Genomic DNA, 15,529 nt, shown 5'->3' on the forward strand with positions numbered 1-15,529 from the left:
TGTGCTACCTGCCGCCCTATAGCCCCGAACTGAACCTGATCGAAATCGTCTGGAAGCAAGCCAAATACCACTGGCGCGAGTTCGCCACTTGGTCGAAAGACACCTTCCGCGCCAAGGTCAGCGAACTCCTCGATGGCTTCGGGACTAAATTTCAAATCGGTTTCGCCTGAATACTTAAGCTGTTTTCTGCGCTTGCCAAAATTACACTTGGCTTTATTGACCCTGACCCCTTTTGACCCTATACAGTCTGGGAGTGGTCTCAGATCACCGCGGCATTGTGTTCGAAGATTTCTTTTATTTTATGCATGGGAAAGATATTTTTCTCCTGGCTTTCGGTTGCGAATTTCTTTTGTTGGTGTTCCGTAGGCTACAATATATGACTTCATAGAATTCATGACTAATGATCCGGCGCCAATTACCGTGTGTTCTCCAATATTAATCCCATTGGTCAAGACTGCTCCAATACCGATCGCGGAATAGATGCCTATATGGCAGTTGCCTCCGATAGTTGCGCCGGGAGCAAGGCTTGCAAAATCATTTAGTATTGAATCGTGATCAAGTGAAGAATTGGTGTTGATAATGCAAAATTTACCAACAGAAGAGCACGAATTAATGGCTGCGCCAGCCATAACTATGGTCCCTTCTCCTATCGATACACCATTAGCTATGGTTGCTCTTGGATGAATGGCTGAAACAAAAGAAAGTTCAGGGCTTATTTCTTTAACGTGAGCAACTACATTTGCTCGAATGAAATTGTCGCCTATTGCAACTATTGCGCCATTTAATTCATGTGTTCTAATTAGTTTTGGTAAGTCATCCTCTTTCCCAAGAATAGTATAACCCATGGTTTCTTCCCCAATATTTCGGAAGCGATCAATTAGTCCGACAATTCTGAATTTATTTTCATGTTGAACTACATCTATAGTAACTTTAGCGTGACCAGATGATCCGATTATTATGATATTGTCCATAATTGAATTAATTGCACAAAAATTGAGTGTAGGCATATGCGGTATTAATTGTTAAGAAAGCAATTTTCTTAGTTGGTTGCTAGATACCGTGACACGGTGTCCGGCTTTGCGCAAGAATTGATAAATGGGGCTTGATGAGAAGTTGGTGTCGACCAACAAAACATTACTCATGATCAGACCTCGCAGATTATGTTGATGATGCGTTGCTGATCGTCTACGTTCAAGTCCGGATAGATCGGCAAACAAATAACTTGAGACGCGGCGCGTGTGGCGATCGGTAAATTGTCTCGATGTGCCGAAGGCAGGCTTCGATACATCGGGAAGTCCGAGATCAGGGGGTAGAAATAGCGACGGGTGTAAATGTCGTTGGCTTTGAGTTTTTCGTACAGCGCATCGCGACTCAACGGGAAGTCTGGTTGGACCAGGATTGGAAAGTAAGAATGATTGCTGGTTGCCTGCGCCTCGCCCTTCAGGCAGGTGATCCCTGGAACGTTTTTTAGTGCGGTTCGATAGATGTGGTCGATCTCCTGGCGTCTTGCCAGTGCCGTATCGATGTGTTTGAGTTGGAGTAAGCCGAAAGCCGCGTTGATTTCGCTCATCTTGCCATTGATGCCAGGGGCTACGACGGTCAGTTCATCTGCGAAACCAAAGTTTTTCAGATGGTCGATGCGTTGCTTGGTTTTTGCATCCGGAGAGACGATGGCGCCACCTTCAAAGGTATTGAACACCTTGGTGGCGTGAAAGCTCAGCACCGATAAATCGCCGTGATTCAGCACGCTGCCGTCCTGATATTTGACGCCGAAGGCGTGCGCGGCATCGTAAATCACCTTGAGGTTGTAAATGTCTGCAATCCGCTGGATGGCCTCGATATCGCATGGCCGGCCATAGCAATGCACTGGCATGATGGCCGTGGTCTGCGGGGTGATGGCCGCTTCGATCCTGGCCGGGTCAAGATTGAGGGTATGTGGATCAATATCGACAAAGACCGGTTTGATGCTATTCCAGAGTAAAGCATGCGCGGTTGCGACGAAAGAATAGGGGGTGGTGATGACTTCGCCAGTAATGCGCAGGGCTTGTAGCGCCGTTACCAGGGCAATCGTGCCGTTGGTAAATAGGCTGATGTAGCTTACACCCAGATACTCGCAAAGCTCTTTTTCCAGTTGCTGGTGGAAAGGGCCGCAGTTCGTCAATTGCTTGTTCTGCCATATCGATTCCAGATAGGGAATGAACTCCTTGAGAGGTGGCAGGTAGGGCTGGGTGACGTAAATGGTCATAGTCTAGACGACTTTCAGGCAGTCTTTTCTGAATTGCTCGATCATGCTTTGCGGTTCAAATTTTTCATGATGCCGAGGATGCTCTGGGGCGGCGTCATAGACAAGAAGATGGCGCCTCGAAAAAATCCCCGGTTTTTGTCAGAGCCGCTTTCATAAGGAATTGATTTATCGGTGCATGGTTTTCGAAAGCTGAGGTTTTTCGAGGTGACCAGATCAACAGCTTCGCTTACCCTGTCTTGCAGTTGGCGGGAGATATGCATGAGCATCTGCCGGGCTTTGTTGGAACAGGTGTGCTGGCCGGTGAGCATCAGGAGTTCGATGAAGTACGTCATCTGCCTCATCAACGTGGCTGCACTCTCGGCCATCCTGCGCATCTTTACCCAAGCGCCTGCCTTCTCTGCTCTCACACACGCCATTTCTTCGTTGCGCCAAAGCTTCAATTTCGACTCACTCATCAAGTGACTCTCACGATTAACGTCGAGGACATAGCTTGCCATCCTTTCCGGCTGGATGCACCCAAGCAATTGAAATTTTCAGGTGGATGCCATGCGCGGAATAGATCTTCAAGATGTGCCAGATGATCGGTTTGCCGCCGATTTCGATCATGGGCTTGGGCTTGAGGTGGGATTCCTCGCTGATCCGGGTTCCGAGTCCCCCGGCGAGAATGACGGCTTTCATGCTTTGGAAGAGGCGGCAATGAAAGGGGTTGTGGGGGCCTCTCGTTGCCAGGCTCGCAGCAGATAGACAAACCATTCCGGGGATTCCGGGAGCAGTTTCGTGTGGCGGCTGGTAGGTGTGGGCGGGACGCGTCGGGTAGTCAGTTGCTGAAACGCCTGGTGTGCAATATCAGGAGGGCTGCTGGGGGCGGTCATGGCTTGGCAGTGTCAGATCGGATTATCCCGTCAGTATGTCCATCAATTCAAGGCGTGGCAAGGTTCGCGCCACTCGTTCGCGCCACTCGTTCGCCACTTGCAGTCAGCGCTTCGGCTGCGATGCTTGAGAATCAGCAGGCGGGCTCTCTTGCCGGGGCCGGGGAGTTTCAATGCCGAACGGGTGGGCTGGGCCATGTCCGGGTGGATGACTGCGAATCTGATTTTACGGGAGCGCTTTTGTGTCGCGTGCCGTCGCCATCCAGCGGCCGGCAAAGGGGCTGGATGGCATGAGCCGGGGCTTTTTCAGAAGGCGTAGGGGCGGTGCAGCCAGTTGCGGACTACGTCTACGTCGCGCTGGGGCAGGTAGGCGAAGCCGGCCAGGGCGTCTTCCACCACGGTCTGGGCGACCCAGTGGGGTACGGCCTTGGTGGTGAGCATGTGGAAGAACCAGGCCAGGGGGTAGCCGACTTCCCGGTCGAAGGCTTGCAGGGCGCAATGGAGTTTCAGTTCGTTGGTGCCATGGGCAGCATTGAAGGCGGGGGGCGTGCCGGTCAGGGTGGCGATGGGCTGGGCCCGGTACTGGGTCTGCTGGTAACGGTCCAGGTATTCGCGCAGGGCGATGATCCAGTGGTTGTGCAGGGCGCTGGTGTGGCCGGCGCTGCTCAGGCTCCAGTCTTCCAGCAGGCGATGGATGGGAAACGCTTCCGGGCGCTGGGCGGCCATGCGCTGCAGTACCGAACCGACATGACAGAGCCGGCGAAAGTGGTAGGTGGGCAGACCCAGGGGCTGCAGTTTCACGTGGGGATGTTCCGGGTCGATCAGTTCTGCCAGGGTGATGGGGGGGCTATCCGCCTCACCCAGCCGGTGGCTGCGCATTTCCTGAAGTTCTTCTACTTCCAGTTGCAGGAAATCGGCGGGGCCTTCCCCGGCGGGGGAGACCAGGTAATGGGTGCTGCCTGTCAGCCGGGTGGCGTAGAGCGGGGTCTCTTCCAGGTCGTCGAGCAATTGGCCCAGATCGCCGTCCCGGGTGGCCAGGGCGGCATCGGCCCAGGCTTCCAGGTTGTCGGAGACGCGGCGGCCATCGGCAGTGACGACTCCGCCCAGGCGATACCAGCCGCCCCGGCTGAATGGGTGGCGGAACTGCCATTCGGGCAGGGCGCTGGCCAGTTGCTTGACCAGGGCGGCGGGGCCGCCGGAAACAGGGCTGCCGCTGCAGCATTCCTGAATGCTGGGGGCGAGGGTCTTGCAGTATTCCTGCCAGGCCAGGGTGTCGTTCATGATCCGTCCTTTGCGATGGAGGGTGAAATGGGGTGATCGATGGTGTCCAGGCGGCGCCGGGCGGCTTCCCGGACTTCGGCTTCCGGGTCCTGCAGCAGGGGGGGCAGGGATTCGGGCGGGGCGGTGTGCACGGCGGCCAGCCGCACCCACCATTCCGGGTCTTGCAGCAAGGTGGCGGCGAGGCTGGGCAGGGCCCGGCTGGCGACGATGGCGCGAATTTCCGTTTCCGGGTCTTTGGCCAGGGTGTAGAGGGCAAAGGGGGGGAGCCGCCGGGCGACGGCCTTGCGGACTTCACGTTCCGGGTCTTTTACCAGTCGTGCCAGCTGGCCATGGGGCAGGCGCCGGGCCAGGGTGACGCGGATCAGGTAGTCCGGGTCGTGCATGAGGGGCGTCAGGGCGGTGGGCGGCAGGCGGGCGGCTACAAAGAGGCGTACTTCGCGGTCCGGGTCCCGGGCCATGCCGCCCAATTGTTCGACGGGAAGCCGCTCGGCCACTACCCGGCGCACGACTTCGTCGCTGTCGTGCATCAGGGCGCCGATCCGGTCCAGGGGGGCATACCGGGCGGCGATGGCGCGGCGCTCCCAGAACAGGTCTTGCAGGTAGTCGCCGGCCTCGTCCCGGTTGTTGCGCAGGAAGCGGTCGATCTGCCGGCCGCTGTGGGCCCGGATGCAGGCATCCCCGGGGCAGCAGCGGCCCGCCGGGAGCAGTTTGCCGGCATGGCGGCAGCCGGCGCAGAGGCCTGATCCGTGCTTTAGCTCCGGCTCGGGGCTGCTGGTGTCGGCATCAGCGCTCATCGGCCCGGGCAGCAACGACGATGCCCGTGGCCGCAGCGGGATCGCTGGTGAATTCCAGGCAGTGGCCGCTGGCATTGGTGAAGTAGTAAAGATAGTGGGTCGGGGTTTCCAGGGCGTGCTTGAGCCGGGCGGGGATGTCATCTTCGCCGCAGACCGTGAACATCACGCCGGGAAACTTTTTTCGCAGCTCGAACGGGTCGCAGCCTGGGGCGGCGGCGGCGACTGCCTTCAGGGTTTCCGGGGCGATCATCATGCCTCCTCCTCGTTTTCGAGTTCTTCTTCGTACTTGGCCAGGGAGGCGGCGGGGACGCCCATGATCCGCGCCAGCCAGGGGGGCGGGGTGTGCAGGTGTTCCTGGAGCCTGGCCAGGATTTCCCGGGCCGGCCCGCCCTTGGGCGCTTTGATGGGGTGGACGCCGGCGCGCACTACCTTGGCGGCGGCGGGGCCGCCGATGGATTGCAGGTAGAGGATCTGGCAGTCCTCGATCAGGGCGGCCCGGGCGGCGTTTTTGTCCTCTTCCTGGTCGGCTTCCAGGGTGCCGCGCACGTCCATCAGTTTCAGGGCGGTGGGGGAGACCTGGTAGATCAGGAAGCGTTCGCAGGAGCCGAAGTGGCCATCCAGGTTCTCGCCCCGGTTGGCGGCGATGGCGACGCGGATGGACTGAGGCATCTCGCCCTCGGCGTAGGGTTCCACGAGGGGCAGGTCGCTGCCTTCCACTCCTTCGCCCTTGAAGCGCTGGATGACGGTCTTGAGGGATTCCATTTCCACCCCCACGACACAGCTTGCTTCGGCGTGGCTGCCGGCGAGGATTTCACGCAGGTCTTCCACGGTGATGCGGGCCAGCTTGTTTTCGGTGAGGGGCAGGTCGTAACGGTCGGCCAGGGCGCCAACGAAGGCTTTTACATCCAGGCCGTTGAGGGTGCGGGCCGCATGGGCAATGCGCAGGGCGGCTTCTCGGGAGGCGATCGGGGTCTCGGACATGGGGCGCTCCTGGTAAGTCCTGGTAAGAATTGGGGGTGAGCCGGGCGAGGGAAGGGTGATGCCTCGGCCGGCCCGGTCCTCAGGCGTAGGAAATGCAGCCTGCGGGACAAATATCCTGGCACTTGGGCGAATCGGCGTGGCCGTCGCATTCGGTACACAGGGCGGCATTGACCTTGAAGGTCATCTTGCCTTCGCTGATCGCCTTGGTCGGGCAGACCGGGGCGCAGTCACCGCACATCGTGCATTCATCGGGGTTGATTTTCATCGCCATGATGCTGCTCCTTTTGTTCCGTTATTGCGGGTATTGCCGGGTTTCAGTCTTCTGCCGCACCTAGCCGCCTGGCGCGCACCGAGATGGGCAGACGGGCGGGTCTGGCAACCGGATCGATGTAGTAGCTGCCACCGTTGTCCAGCTTCAGTTCGCCGCCCCATTTTTCCGGGGTGTCGAATTCGATGGATTCGATGGAGGCTTCCAGATCCCGTTTGGGCAGATAGAACACCAGCCCTCCGGCCCCGTTCTGGCGAATCATGATGTTGGCCATTGCTTGCTCCAGTGTGACGTTCAGGACGGGGGCGGGAGGAATCGCTGCTTCCCGCCCCCGGGCCGATTACCGAACCAGGTCGTAGTTGTAGTCGGTGGTCGCCATGCCGCGGGTTTCATCGTCCAGACGCTCCAGCACGGCATTGGTCAGGGTGGTGAGGATGTACATGGCGCCCTCGTAACCCATGGTGGTCATGCGATGCAGGTGGTGACGGTCGAAGATGGGGAAGCCCAGACGGATCAGGGGAACCTCGAAGGCCTTGCCCTTGTGCAGGGTGTCGCGCTGGATGAACTTGCCGTAGCTGTTACCGATCAGGAAATCCGGCTTGTCGGTGAAGCAGAGGCTGCGCAGGTGCCACAGGTCGGCACCGGGATATGCCTTGCCATGGACGCCGTAGGGAGACTCGGCCAGCAGCTTTTCGATTGACTTGGCCCAACGCTTGGAACCGTTGTTGCACAGGATGTGGGTGGGCTCGATGCCCAGTTCCAGCATGAAGCCGACCATGCCATACACGAAGTCGGGATCGCCGTAGATGGCCATTTTCTTGCCGTGCAGCCAGGCGTGGGAGTCGGTCATCATGTCGACGAGACGGCCGCGTTCCTTGGTCAGGGACTCGGGAATGGCCTTGCCGGTGGCCTGGGAGACGGCCATCAGGAATTCGTCGGTGCCGGAGACGCCCATGGGGATGGTGGTCTTGGGCACTTCCTGGTTCCAGGTGCTTTCCACGAACTTCCTGGTCTTTTCCAGGGTCTGGGGCTGGAGCATGAAGGTGGTGATGGCGTTCGGGGCATCCTTGATTTCCGGGATGGTGGTGCCGCCCGCGTACATGCGGAAGGTGCCGTCGGCCGGGGTGTCCAGGATTTCTTCGGGGTCGCACAAGAAGGTGTAATCGACGTCCATTTCCTTGAGCATGCGCTTGATGACGCGGTAGTTGCCCAGGTAGGTTTCGAAGCCGGGAACGATGTTGATCTTGCCGTTGGAGCCGACCTTCTTGCCTTCCATTTCATTCAGGGTGAAATAGCGCAGGATGCCTTCTTCCATGTTGTCCCAGCCGGTGACGTGGGAGCCGACGAAGGAGGGCGTGTGGGCAAAGGGAACCGGGAAATCCTTGTCCAGGTTGCCTTCCTTCTTGGCGTTGCCGATGAAGGCATTCAGGTCGTCCCCGATCACTTCTGCGATACAGGTGGTGGACATGGCGATCATCTCGGCGCCGTACAGCTTGGTGGCGTTGGCCAGGCCTTCATGCACGTTCTTCTGACCGCCGAACACGGCGGCGTCTTCGGTCATGGAGTCGGCGATGAAGGCGATCGGCTCCTTGAAGTGACGGTTGAAGTAGGTGCGGAAGTAAGCCACGCAACCCTGGGAACCGTGGATGTACACCAGGCTTTTGTGAAAGCCCAGGCCGCACAGGGCGGAACCCAGAGGCTGGCAGGCCTTGGCGGGGTTGACCGTCAGGGCTTCGCGCTTGAAGTTGAGGTCCTGATATTCCTGGGTGGTGGTCCAGGCGAATGTCTCGGCGACCTTGTCGGCACTGGGGTTTTCTTCAAACAGTTCGCGCTTGGCGGACATGGACTGTTGATACTCGTCCTGACGGAACAGAGGGTAACAGGGCTTGATGTTGTTTACGTCTTGCATCTTGATCTCCTTTGCCCGCACCACCTAGCCGTGGATACGTGCGAAAGTTTTAGATAAGGGCTTGTCCTCACCCCCCTCCCGCAGGAGGGGAACGGGGCATCAGGCGGCTTGCTTTAGTGCTGCTTCGTTGTTCTTGACCCAGGGCGGGGTCAGCTTGGACCAGCAGGGGTTGTTCAGGGTCATGTCCATGTCACGGGCGAAGATGGCGAAGCCATCCACACCGTGGTAGGGGCCCGAGTAATCCCAGGAGTGCAGCTGACGGAAGGGCACGCCCATCTTGTGGAAGACGTACTTTTCCTTGATGCCGGAGCCGATCAGGTCGGGCTTGCAGGCCTTGACGAATTCCTCGAACTCGTAGCCGGTGACGTCGTCATAGATCAGGGTGGCGTCGCCCATGTCCTTGATGGTGCGGTCGTAGTCGTCGTTGTGGGCGAACTCGTAACCGGTGCCGACCACTTCCATGCCCAGGTCTTCATAGGCGCCGACGACGTGACGTGGGCGCAGGCCGCCGACGTAGAGCATCACCTTCTTGCCTTCCAGGCGCGGACGGTACTTGGCGATCACGGCGTCCATCATTTCCTTGTGCTGGGCGATGACGCGCTCGGCGCCTTCCTTGATCTTGTCGTCGAAGAAGCTGGCGATCTTGCGCAGGGATTCGGCGATCTTGGTGGGGCCAAAGAAGTTGTACTCCAGCCATGGAATGCCGTACTTCTCTTCCATGTGGCGGCTGATGTAGTTCATGGAGCGGTAGCAGTGCAGCAGGTTGAGCTTGACCTTGGGGGTGTTCTCCATTTCGGCCAGGGTGCCGTCGCCGGACCACTGGGCCACGACGCGCAGGCCCATCTGTTCGAGCAGGATGCGGGAGGCCCAGGCGTCGCCACCGATGTTGTAGTCGCCCAGGATGGCGACGTCGTAGGGAGTGGTTTCGAACGCCTGGCCGTCGCGGTTGGAGAGAATCCAGTCGCGCACGGAGTCGTTGGCGATGTGGTGGCCGAGGGACTGAGACACGCCGCGGAAGCCTTCGCAGCGCACCGGCACCACGGGCTTGCCGATGGTGGCCGCGGCCTTCTTGGCAACGGCTTCGATGTCGTCGCCGATCAGGCCGATGGGGCACTCGGACTGCACCGAGATGCCCTTGTTCAGGGGGAACAGCATTTCGATTTCGTCGATCAGCTTGGCGAGTTTCTTGTCGCCGCCGAACACGATGTCTTTTTCCTGGAAGTCGGACGTGAAGTTGATTTCGCAGAAGGCATCCACCCCGGTAGTGCCGACGTAGTAGTTGCGACGGCCGGCACGGGCGTATTGACCGCAGCCGATGGGGCCGTGGGAGATGCTGATCATGTCCTTGATGGGGCCCCAGACCACGCCCTTGGAGCCAGCGTAGGCGCAGCCCCGCATGGTCATGACGCCGGGCAGGGACTTGCGGTTGGAGGTGATGCACTTCTTCGAGGATTCCAGGGTCTTGTCGTTGATCATCAGGTGCTTGGCCCGGTCTTTCCTGGCCTTTTCCGGATAAACCTCGAGCACTTCGGCGATCAGGGCCTCGGTCGCTTCGCGTGTGAGCGCTGCCATAATAGTTTCCTTTCATTGCGCCGGCACTTATCCGTGCCAGGCGCTCAATGAATCATGGGTTGCTTCGTCATGGGGTGCTGCGTGATACCCGCCCGGCGGGCGGCTTGCCGGAACTCAGGCGGCAGCCGCTTCGGCAGCCAGTTCGGCGGCGGTCTTGCCGACGATGGATTCGTCCTCGGCTTCCATGATGCCGAACTCCATCAGCAACTCTTCCAGCTCTTCCATCTCGATCGGGGTCGGGATGACGAAGTTGGTGTTGTTGACGATCTTGTTGGCCAGGGAGCGATATTCGTCCGACTGCTTGTGGGTGGGATCGTATTCAACACAGGTCATGCGGCGGATTTCAGCGTGCTGCACGACGTTGTGGCGGGGTACGAAGTGGATCATGGTGGTGCCCAGGCGAGCCGCCAGAGCCATGATCAGTTCATCTTCGCGGTCGGTGTTGCGGCTGTTGCAGATCAGGCCGGCCAGACGCACGGAACCGGAATTGGCGTACTTGACGATGCCCTTGGCGATGTTGTTGGCGGCGTACATGGCCATCATTTCGCCGGAGCAGACGATGTAGATTTCCTGCGCCTTGTTTTCGCGGATCGGCATGGCGAAACCGCCGCACACCACGTCGCCCAGCACGTCGTAGAACACGAAGTCGAGATCTTCGTCGTAAGCGCCTTCTTCTTCCAGGAAGTTGATGGCGGTGATCACGCCGCGGCCGGCACAGCCCACGCCGGGTTCCGGGCCGCCGGATTCGACGCACTTGATGCCGCCGAAGCCGACGGACATCACGTCTTCCAGTTCCAGGTCTTCCACCGAGCCGGCTTCAGCCGCCAGGTGCATCACGGTGGTTTGAGCCTTGCTGTGCAGGATCAGACGGGTGGAGTCGGCCTTGGGATCGCAGCCGACGATCATTACCTTCTTGCCGGATTCGGCGAGCGCCGCCACCAGATTCTGGGTGGTGGTGGACTTGCCGATACCGCCTTTGCCATAAATGGCGCATTGACGCAGTTTTGCCATGGTGTAATCTCCTTTGAGTCAGTCGGGTGATTCGATTGCGAGGAATCCAATGGGTCGCACCACAGCTTGTGCATGGACCGTGCCAGCTTCTAAAATTTGATTCAAGCAATTGATTTATAAATGAAAACAAAAAATACTGGGGGTTTTCCGGAAGGCGCGGGATGCGACAATTCCCCTGACGTTTGTAGGGCTGACGACAAAGTTCTCACATTGCCCCGCCATGCCTGCCTGCCCATCAACCGCTGCAACCTGCCTGCCGTCATTCTGGGCAGTCTCAGCTATCAGCTATGCCCGGTGCCCCTGCAGCTGGACGGGGTGGCGGAACTGCATCAGGACCTGTTCCTCCGTTTGCAGGATTGCCCCGAGGCCGGTCGCCGGGCGGAAATTTTCCGGGACTATATGACCGTCCATTTCCGCCTGGAGCATCTGGACGAGGCCGGTTTCAGTGGCGGCCCCAGGGGCCGGGCCAAGGCCAACTATGTGCGCATGCTGCGCGGCTGGAGTTTTGATTCCGGCAGCCGCGAGGCGGCGGTGCTCAAGGGCTGGGTGGAATCGCGCTTTGGCCTCTTGCCGCGCTACCACTGCGAAGCCCTGCGGGACAAGGAGGGGAGCGCCTATCTGCGCTTTATGGAAATGCGGGCCCGGGGGCTGTACGGCACCAATGCCCTGGAGTCCCAGCTCGATCTGGTGTATGCCTACTGTCAGTACGAGTTTGCCCGGCAGCAGCCGGGGGTGAGTCACCTGACCCTGTACCGGGGCACCAATCATCGGGATGAATACGAGTGCCTGGGCGAAGGGCCGGGGGGTGGGCCGGTGTTACTGCTGAACAGCCTCAACTCCTTTTCCAGCAACCGCGAGCGGGCCGGGGAGTTCGGCGATTACATCCTGGTCGCCAACGTGCCGGTGGCGAAGGTGATCTTCCATTCCGCCCTGCTGCCCGGCGTGTTGCAGGGCGAGGACGAGAGGCTGGTGCTGGGCGGCGCCTACGAAGTCGCATGGACGACATTCTGACGTGGTTGCAAACCCGACCCTGAGTCGGGCCGCGCGGGTTTGCCCGGCGGCTACTGCAAACCGCGCCGGCAGGAACAACCGGATGGAGGCGCCGCGCGCTGATGCGCCGATGGGCGCCGGCGGCTTCGTCGCGGTCATAGCAGCAGCGGCCGATCCGGCAGTTCGTTGGCATTATTGGCGCCGGCGGGAAAGTGCTCGACCAGCAGTTCGCTGGCGCGCGCCACGGCCGTCAGGGCGCCGCCCCGGTAGTCGCCGGCCTTGAAGGCCGCCTCCATGGCACGACAGATGGCGTCCCACTCGGCTTGCGGCACCCGCGCCGCGATGCCGCGATCGGCCAGTATCTCCACGCGCCGATCCACGAGTTGCAGGTAAATCAGGATGCCGCTGTTTTCTTCCGTGTCCCACACGCCCTGACTGGCGAACAACTCGGCGGCGCGCTGGCGGGCGCTGACGCCACGCCATGCCTGGGCGATCGGCAACGGTCCTTCGACGATGAAGCGCAGTTCGCCGCGATGCCGGCTCTCGCTGGCGGCCACGGCGCGGCCGATCTCGTCGATCAGGGCGCGGCCGAAACGCCGCCGCGCCAGCCAGGGCGGCGTCAGAAGATGCTTCATCAAGCGTGTAATGTTCATCTACCAGCTCCCCGAGGCACCGCCACCACCACCCGCGCCGCCACCGCCACCGAAGCCGCCACCGAAGCCGCCACCGCCACCGCGGGAGCCGCCGCCGGCAAGAACGGCAAGGATCAGGTCAAAGCCAAACAGGGCGAGCAACAGGCCCAGCAAAAAGCCGCCGATGATTCCGGTCAGGCCGCCGACGAACAGCCAGCCGAGGCCGCCGGTGAGCGCCCCGACCAGGGTGGAGCCCAGGAAATTTCCCAGCACGAAACGCAAAATCGCGCCGCCGATCACGATGGCAAGGAGGAGCCCGTAGAGCAGGGTCTCGCTGATGTCCGACAAGGCCGCGCCGCCGCCGCCCTGTGCCCGGCCGGAACCGGGCGATGCGCCCGCCCCGGCCTTCGGCGCCGGCAGGGCCTCGCCGTCCACTACCTTGAGAATGGCATCGACGCCGGCGGCGATGCCGCCATGGAAGTCGCCGACCGAAAAGCGGGGCGTGATGACATCGGCAACGATGCGTTTTGCCGTGGCGTCGTTGAGCACCCCTTCCAGGCCGTAACCGACCTCGATGCGCAGCCGCCGGTCATTCTTGGCGACGATCAGCAGCACGCCGTCGTCCACGCCCTGGCGGCCGACCTTCCAGGCATCGAAGAGGCGGATGCCGAACTGCTCGATGGTCTCGGGCTGGGTGGTCGGCAGCATCAGCACCACCACCTGGGCGCCCTTGCGCGCCTCGAATTCCGCCAGACGCTGTTCCAGGGCCGCCTTCTGCCCGGCGCTGAGGGTGCCGGTCAGGTCCGTCACCCGCGCCGTCAGGGGCGGGATGGCGACCTGGCCATCGCCGCCCGGCGCGGCCCCGGCCAGGGCGGCCCAGAGGCAGAACAGCAGCGCCGTCAGACGGGCGGCCAGGGATTTCATGATGACTCCGGCGGCTTACCGGGCGGCAGGGGCGGCGGCGGGGGCGGCGTTGAAGTCGATCTTCGGCGCCGTGCTGATGGCCTTTTCATCTTCCACGGTGAAGTTGGCCTTGGGCTTCCAGCCCATCACCCATGCCGTCACGTTGTTGGGGAAGGTGCGCACCGAAATGTTGTATTCCTGCACTGCCTTGATGTAGCGATTGCGCGCCACGGTGATGCGGTTTTCGGTGCCTTCCACCTGGGCCTGCAAGTCACGGAAGTTGGCATCGGCCTTGAGCTGCGGATAGTTCTCCGCCACCACCAGCAGCCGCGAGAGGGCGCTGGATAGCTCACCCTGGGCCTTCTGGAACTTGGCGAAGGCGGCCGGATCATTCACCAGTTCCGGCGTCGCGTTGATGCCGCCGACCTGGGCCCGCGCCTCGGTCACCCGCGTCAGCACCTCTTTTTCGTGGGCGGCATAGCCCTGGACGATGGCGACCAGATTCGGCACCAGATCGGCGCGGCGCTTGTACTGGTTGAGCACCTCGGACCAGGCGGCATTGACGGCTTCGTCATTGACCTGAATCTGGTTGTAGCCACAGCCGGACAGCAGCGCAGCGGCCAGGGCCAGCACGGCAAGCAGACGCAATTTCATGATGGGAGTCTCCATTGAAAACACAGGTCGGCAATATGAGGCCGAAACGCCGAAAGCTCAAGCACTACGGCCATCCCGTCTGCCGCGTTCGAAATCCGCACGGCCCGGCGGCGGGAGTTTCTGGTGTTCCGGCGGCATGAAGGGGTACAAGCAGGGGTACAAGCCTGGGGCGCCGATGGCGAAGCGCTTGCCACGACCTCAGCCTGCCGCGGCCAGGGCGCAAGCTGCGGTTTTCCTGCCGCCGGCTGAATTTGTCGACGGGTCTGTTCAAGCCCCCGCAACGGCCTGTCACGAAACCGACAAATTCCCAGTTTCTTGCAAGCGGGTCCAGGCGGGGCGCGGCTTTTGGGGCCGGTGCGGATATTGCTATTACAGCCAGACCCAACCCCTACCGAGTCCAGAAATGACCCCAGAACTCCGCTCCCAACTTCTCGCCGGCCTCAAGGACGGCTCCATCGTGCCCTATCTGGGCTGTGGCGTCCTCCGGGACGTGGTGGCCGTGGCAGGCGGCCAGCCGATTCCCGCCGACAGCGACGCCCTGATCATCGCCATGAACGGGGGCAAGCCGATGTCCCCCAAGCTCATGTATGAATTCCCCCGGGCCGCCATGAATGTGGAACTGAAGCGGGGCCGCAGCGCCGTCGAGAAATTCCTCACCACGACCTATGGCCAGACCGCCTGGACCCGGGCGAAGCTGCATGACTGGCTCAAGGAGATCCGCCCCGCCTATGTGGTGGATATCAACCGGGATACCCAGTTGCAGGATTCCTACGCCGATGTTCCCCACACCCTGATTGCCGGCATCGCCCGCATGGGCGGCACCGACTACCGCTTCAAGCTCTATGAACGCCAGGAGGGCGCCTACCAGGAAATCACCCTGGAACAGGCGGACCCCGCCCTGCCGATCCTGTTCAAGCCCATGGGCACTCCGGTGCCCAAGCCCAGCTACATTGCCTCCGATGCGGACTATGTGGATTACATCACCGAACTGATGGGCGGCTTTTCCATTCCCCCCTTCCTCAAGGCGTACCGCAAGGGCAAGCAGTACCTGCTGCTGGGCCTGCGCCTCAACCGGGATACGGAACGGATGGTGATGGCCGACATCATCTACGGCGCCGGCAGCCCTGCCGGCTGGGTGCTGATTCCCGAGCCCAACGACAAGGAACGCCGCTTCTGCAAGAAGCTGGGCCTGCAGATCGTCGAGGCCGACTGGAGCGAACTGCTGGATGAAGCCCCGGCCGTTGCCTGATGCAATCTGACCCTGCCGCAAAGCCGCCGGGCGAAGCGGCCGCGGGTGTGTGCTTGCCGCGCCCGGAAAAAACCTTCCCGTCCGCCCGGGCCTGCGCCCGGTCCTGATGAACGGCCTGCAACCCATCCCGGTCCGCTGCGGCCGGGATGGGTTTGCCGCTGTCTCCGTAAT

The 15,529-nt window shown here is 60.9% G+C and carries 19 protein-coding genes; 3 read left to right on the top strand and 16 right to left on the bottom strand.

Annotation, left to right across the window (positions count from 1 at the left end):
* Positions 1 to 8 precede the first annotated feature (8 nt).
* Positions 9 to 170, top strand: a complete 162-nt coding sequence (locus WBH99_RS02645) for a transposase (protein ID WP_424218128.1) — start codon at positions 9 to 11, stop codon at positions 168 to 170.
* Positions 171 to 299: 129 nt separating this feature from the next.
* On the opposite strand, the gene WBH99_RS02650 is transcribed toward WBH99_RS02645, so the two are convergent.
* The 13 genes from WBH99_RS02650 to nifH form a co-directional block, all read right to left on the bottom strand.
* Positions 300 to 1,007, bottom strand: coding sequence for an acetyltransferase (locus WBH99_RS02650; RefSeq protein ID WP_424218561.1), 708 nt, complete (start codon positions 1,005 to 1,007; stop codon positions 300 to 302).
* Positions 1,008 to 1,144: 137 nt separating this feature from the next.
* Complete coding sequence (gene vioA, locus WBH99_RS02655) at positions 1,145 to 2,245, bottom strand: dTDP-4-amino-4,6-dideoxy-D-glucose aminotransferase VioA (RefSeq protein WP_424218562.1); 1,101 nt, start codon at positions 2,243 to 2,245, stop codon at positions 1,145 to 1,147.
* A 41-nt stretch (positions 2,246 to 2,286) separates the two neighbouring features.
* Positions 2,287 to 2,742 carry a hypothetical protein gene (locus WBH99_RS02660; RefSeq protein ID WP_424218563.1) on the bottom strand — a complete coding sequence of 152 codons (456 nt, stop codon included), beginning with the start codon at positions 2,740 to 2,742 and terminating at the stop codon, positions 2,287 to 2,289.
* A complete protein-coding gene (locus WBH99_RS02665; protein ID WP_424218564.1) occupies positions 2,717 to 2,923 on the bottom strand; it encodes a sugar phosphate nucleotidyltransferase in 207 nt (68 codons plus the stop codon). The genes WBH99_RS02660 and WBH99_RS02665 overlap by 26 nt, the downstream gene beginning before the upstream one ends.
* Positions 2,924 to 3,420: 497 nt before the next feature.
* The gene (locus tag WBH99_RS02670; RefSeq protein WP_424218565.1) at positions 3,421 to 4,395 is read right to left on the bottom strand and encodes a hypothetical protein; all 975 of its coding nucleotides are present in this window, start codon (positions 4,393 to 4,395) and stop codon (positions 3,421 to 3,423) included.
* Positions 4,392 to 5,189 carry a 4Fe4S-binding leucine-rich repeat protein gene (locus WBH99_RS02675; RefSeq protein ID WP_424218566.1) on the bottom strand — a complete coding sequence of 266 codons (798 nt, stop codon included), beginning with the start codon at positions 5,187 to 5,189 and terminating at the stop codon, positions 4,392 to 4,394. The genes WBH99_RS02670 and WBH99_RS02675 overlap by 4 nt, the downstream gene beginning before the upstream one ends.
* Complete coding sequence (locus WBH99_RS02680) at positions 5,179 to 5,442, bottom strand: DUF6129 family protein (protein WP_424218567.1); 264 nt, start codon at positions 5,440 to 5,442, stop codon at positions 5,179 to 5,181. The genes WBH99_RS02675 and WBH99_RS02680 overlap by 11 nt, the downstream gene beginning before the upstream one ends.
* A complete protein-coding gene (locus tag WBH99_RS02685; protein WP_424218568.1) occupies positions 5,439 to 6,170 on the bottom strand; it encodes a dinitrogenase iron-molybdenum cofactor biosynthesis protein in 732 nt (243 codons plus the stop codon). Before WBH99_RS02685 ends, WBH99_RS02680 begins: the two co-directional genes overlap by 4 nt.
* Before the next feature lie 79 nt (positions 6,171 to 6,249).
* Positions 6,250 to 6,441 (bottom strand): indolepyruvate ferredoxin oxidoreductase subunit alpha, encoded by a 192-nt coding sequence (locus tag WBH99_RS02690; RefSeq protein ID WP_424218569.1) that lies wholly within the window; start codon positions 6,439 to 6,441, stop codon positions 6,250 to 6,252.
* Positions 6,442 to 6,484: 43 nt separating this feature from the next.
* Positions 6,485 to 6,712 (bottom strand): putative nitrogen fixation protein NifT, encoded by a 228-nt coding sequence (gene nifT / locus WBH99_RS02695; protein ID WP_424218570.1) that lies wholly within the window; start codon positions 6,710 to 6,712, stop codon positions 6,485 to 6,487.
* A 66-nt stretch (positions 6,713 to 6,778) separates the two neighbouring features.
* Positions 6,779 to 8,347, bottom strand: coding sequence for a nitrogenase molybdenum-iron protein subunit beta (nifK, locus tag WBH99_RS02700; protein WP_424218571.1), 1,569 nt, complete (start codon positions 8,345 to 8,347; stop codon positions 6,779 to 6,781).
* Between the two features lie 99 nt (positions 8,348 to 8,446).
* Positions 8,447 to 9,919, bottom strand: a complete 1,473-nt coding sequence (gene nifD / locus WBH99_RS02705) for a nitrogenase molybdenum-iron protein alpha chain (protein WP_424218572.1) — start codon at positions 9,917 to 9,919, stop codon at positions 8,447 to 8,449.
* Positions 9,920 to 10,033: 114 nt separating this feature from the next.
* Positions 10,034 to 10,930: a nitrogenase iron protein gene (gene nifH / locus WBH99_RS02710; protein WP_424218573.1), complete on the bottom strand. Its 897-nt coding sequence runs from the start codon at positions 10,928 to 10,930 to the stop codon at positions 10,034 to 10,036.
* Positions 10,931 to 11,140: 210 nt separating this feature from the next.
* Here nifH and WBH99_RS02715 point away from each other — a divergent pair, with 210 nt between their 5' ends.
* Positions 11,141 to 11,941, top strand: a complete 801-nt coding sequence (locus tag WBH99_RS02715; protein ID WP_424218574.1) for an NAD(+)--dinitrogen-reductase ADP-D-ribosyltransferase — start codon at positions 11,141 to 11,143, stop codon at positions 11,939 to 11,941.
* A 134-nt stretch (positions 11,942 to 12,075) separates the two neighbouring features.
* Here the strand turns inward: WBH99_RS02715 and WBH99_RS02720 are convergent, their stop codons facing one another.
* From WBH99_RS02720 to WBH99_RS02730, 3 genes are read right to left on the bottom strand one after another with little or no spacing between them, the layout of a single operon-like run.
* A complete protein-coding gene (locus WBH99_RS02720) occupies positions 12,076 to 12,573 on the bottom strand; it encodes a TPM domain-containing protein (protein ID WP_424218575.1) in 498 nt (165 codons plus the stop codon).
* The gene (locus WBH99_RS02725; RefSeq protein WP_424218576.1) at positions 12,574 to 13,476 is read right to left on the bottom strand and encodes a TPM domain-containing protein; all 903 of its coding nucleotides are present in this window, start codon (positions 13,474 to 13,476) and stop codon (positions 12,574 to 12,576) included.
* A 15-nt stretch (positions 13,477 to 13,491) separates the two neighbouring features.
* Positions 13,492 to 14,109 carry a LemA family protein gene (locus tag WBH99_RS02730; protein ID WP_424218577.1) on the bottom strand — a complete coding sequence of 206 codons (618 nt, stop codon included), beginning with the start codon at positions 14,107 to 14,109 and terminating at the stop codon, positions 13,492 to 13,494.
* Positions 14,110 to 14,512: 403 nt separating this feature from the next.
* Between WBH99_RS02730 and WBH99_RS02735 the strand changes: the two genes are divergently transcribed.
* Positions 14,513 to 15,358 (top strand): SIR2 family protein, encoded by an 846-nt coding sequence (locus WBH99_RS02735; RefSeq protein ID WP_424218578.1) that lies wholly within the window; start codon positions 14,513 to 14,515, stop codon positions 15,356 to 15,358.
* Positions 15,359 to 15,529: the final 171 nt, after the last annotated feature.

Origin of the sequence: Azovibrio sp. (assembly GCF_049658005.1) — a bacterium.
Classification (GTDB): Bacteria; Pseudomonadota; Gammaproteobacteria; order Burkholderiales; family Rhodocyclaceae; genus Azovibrio.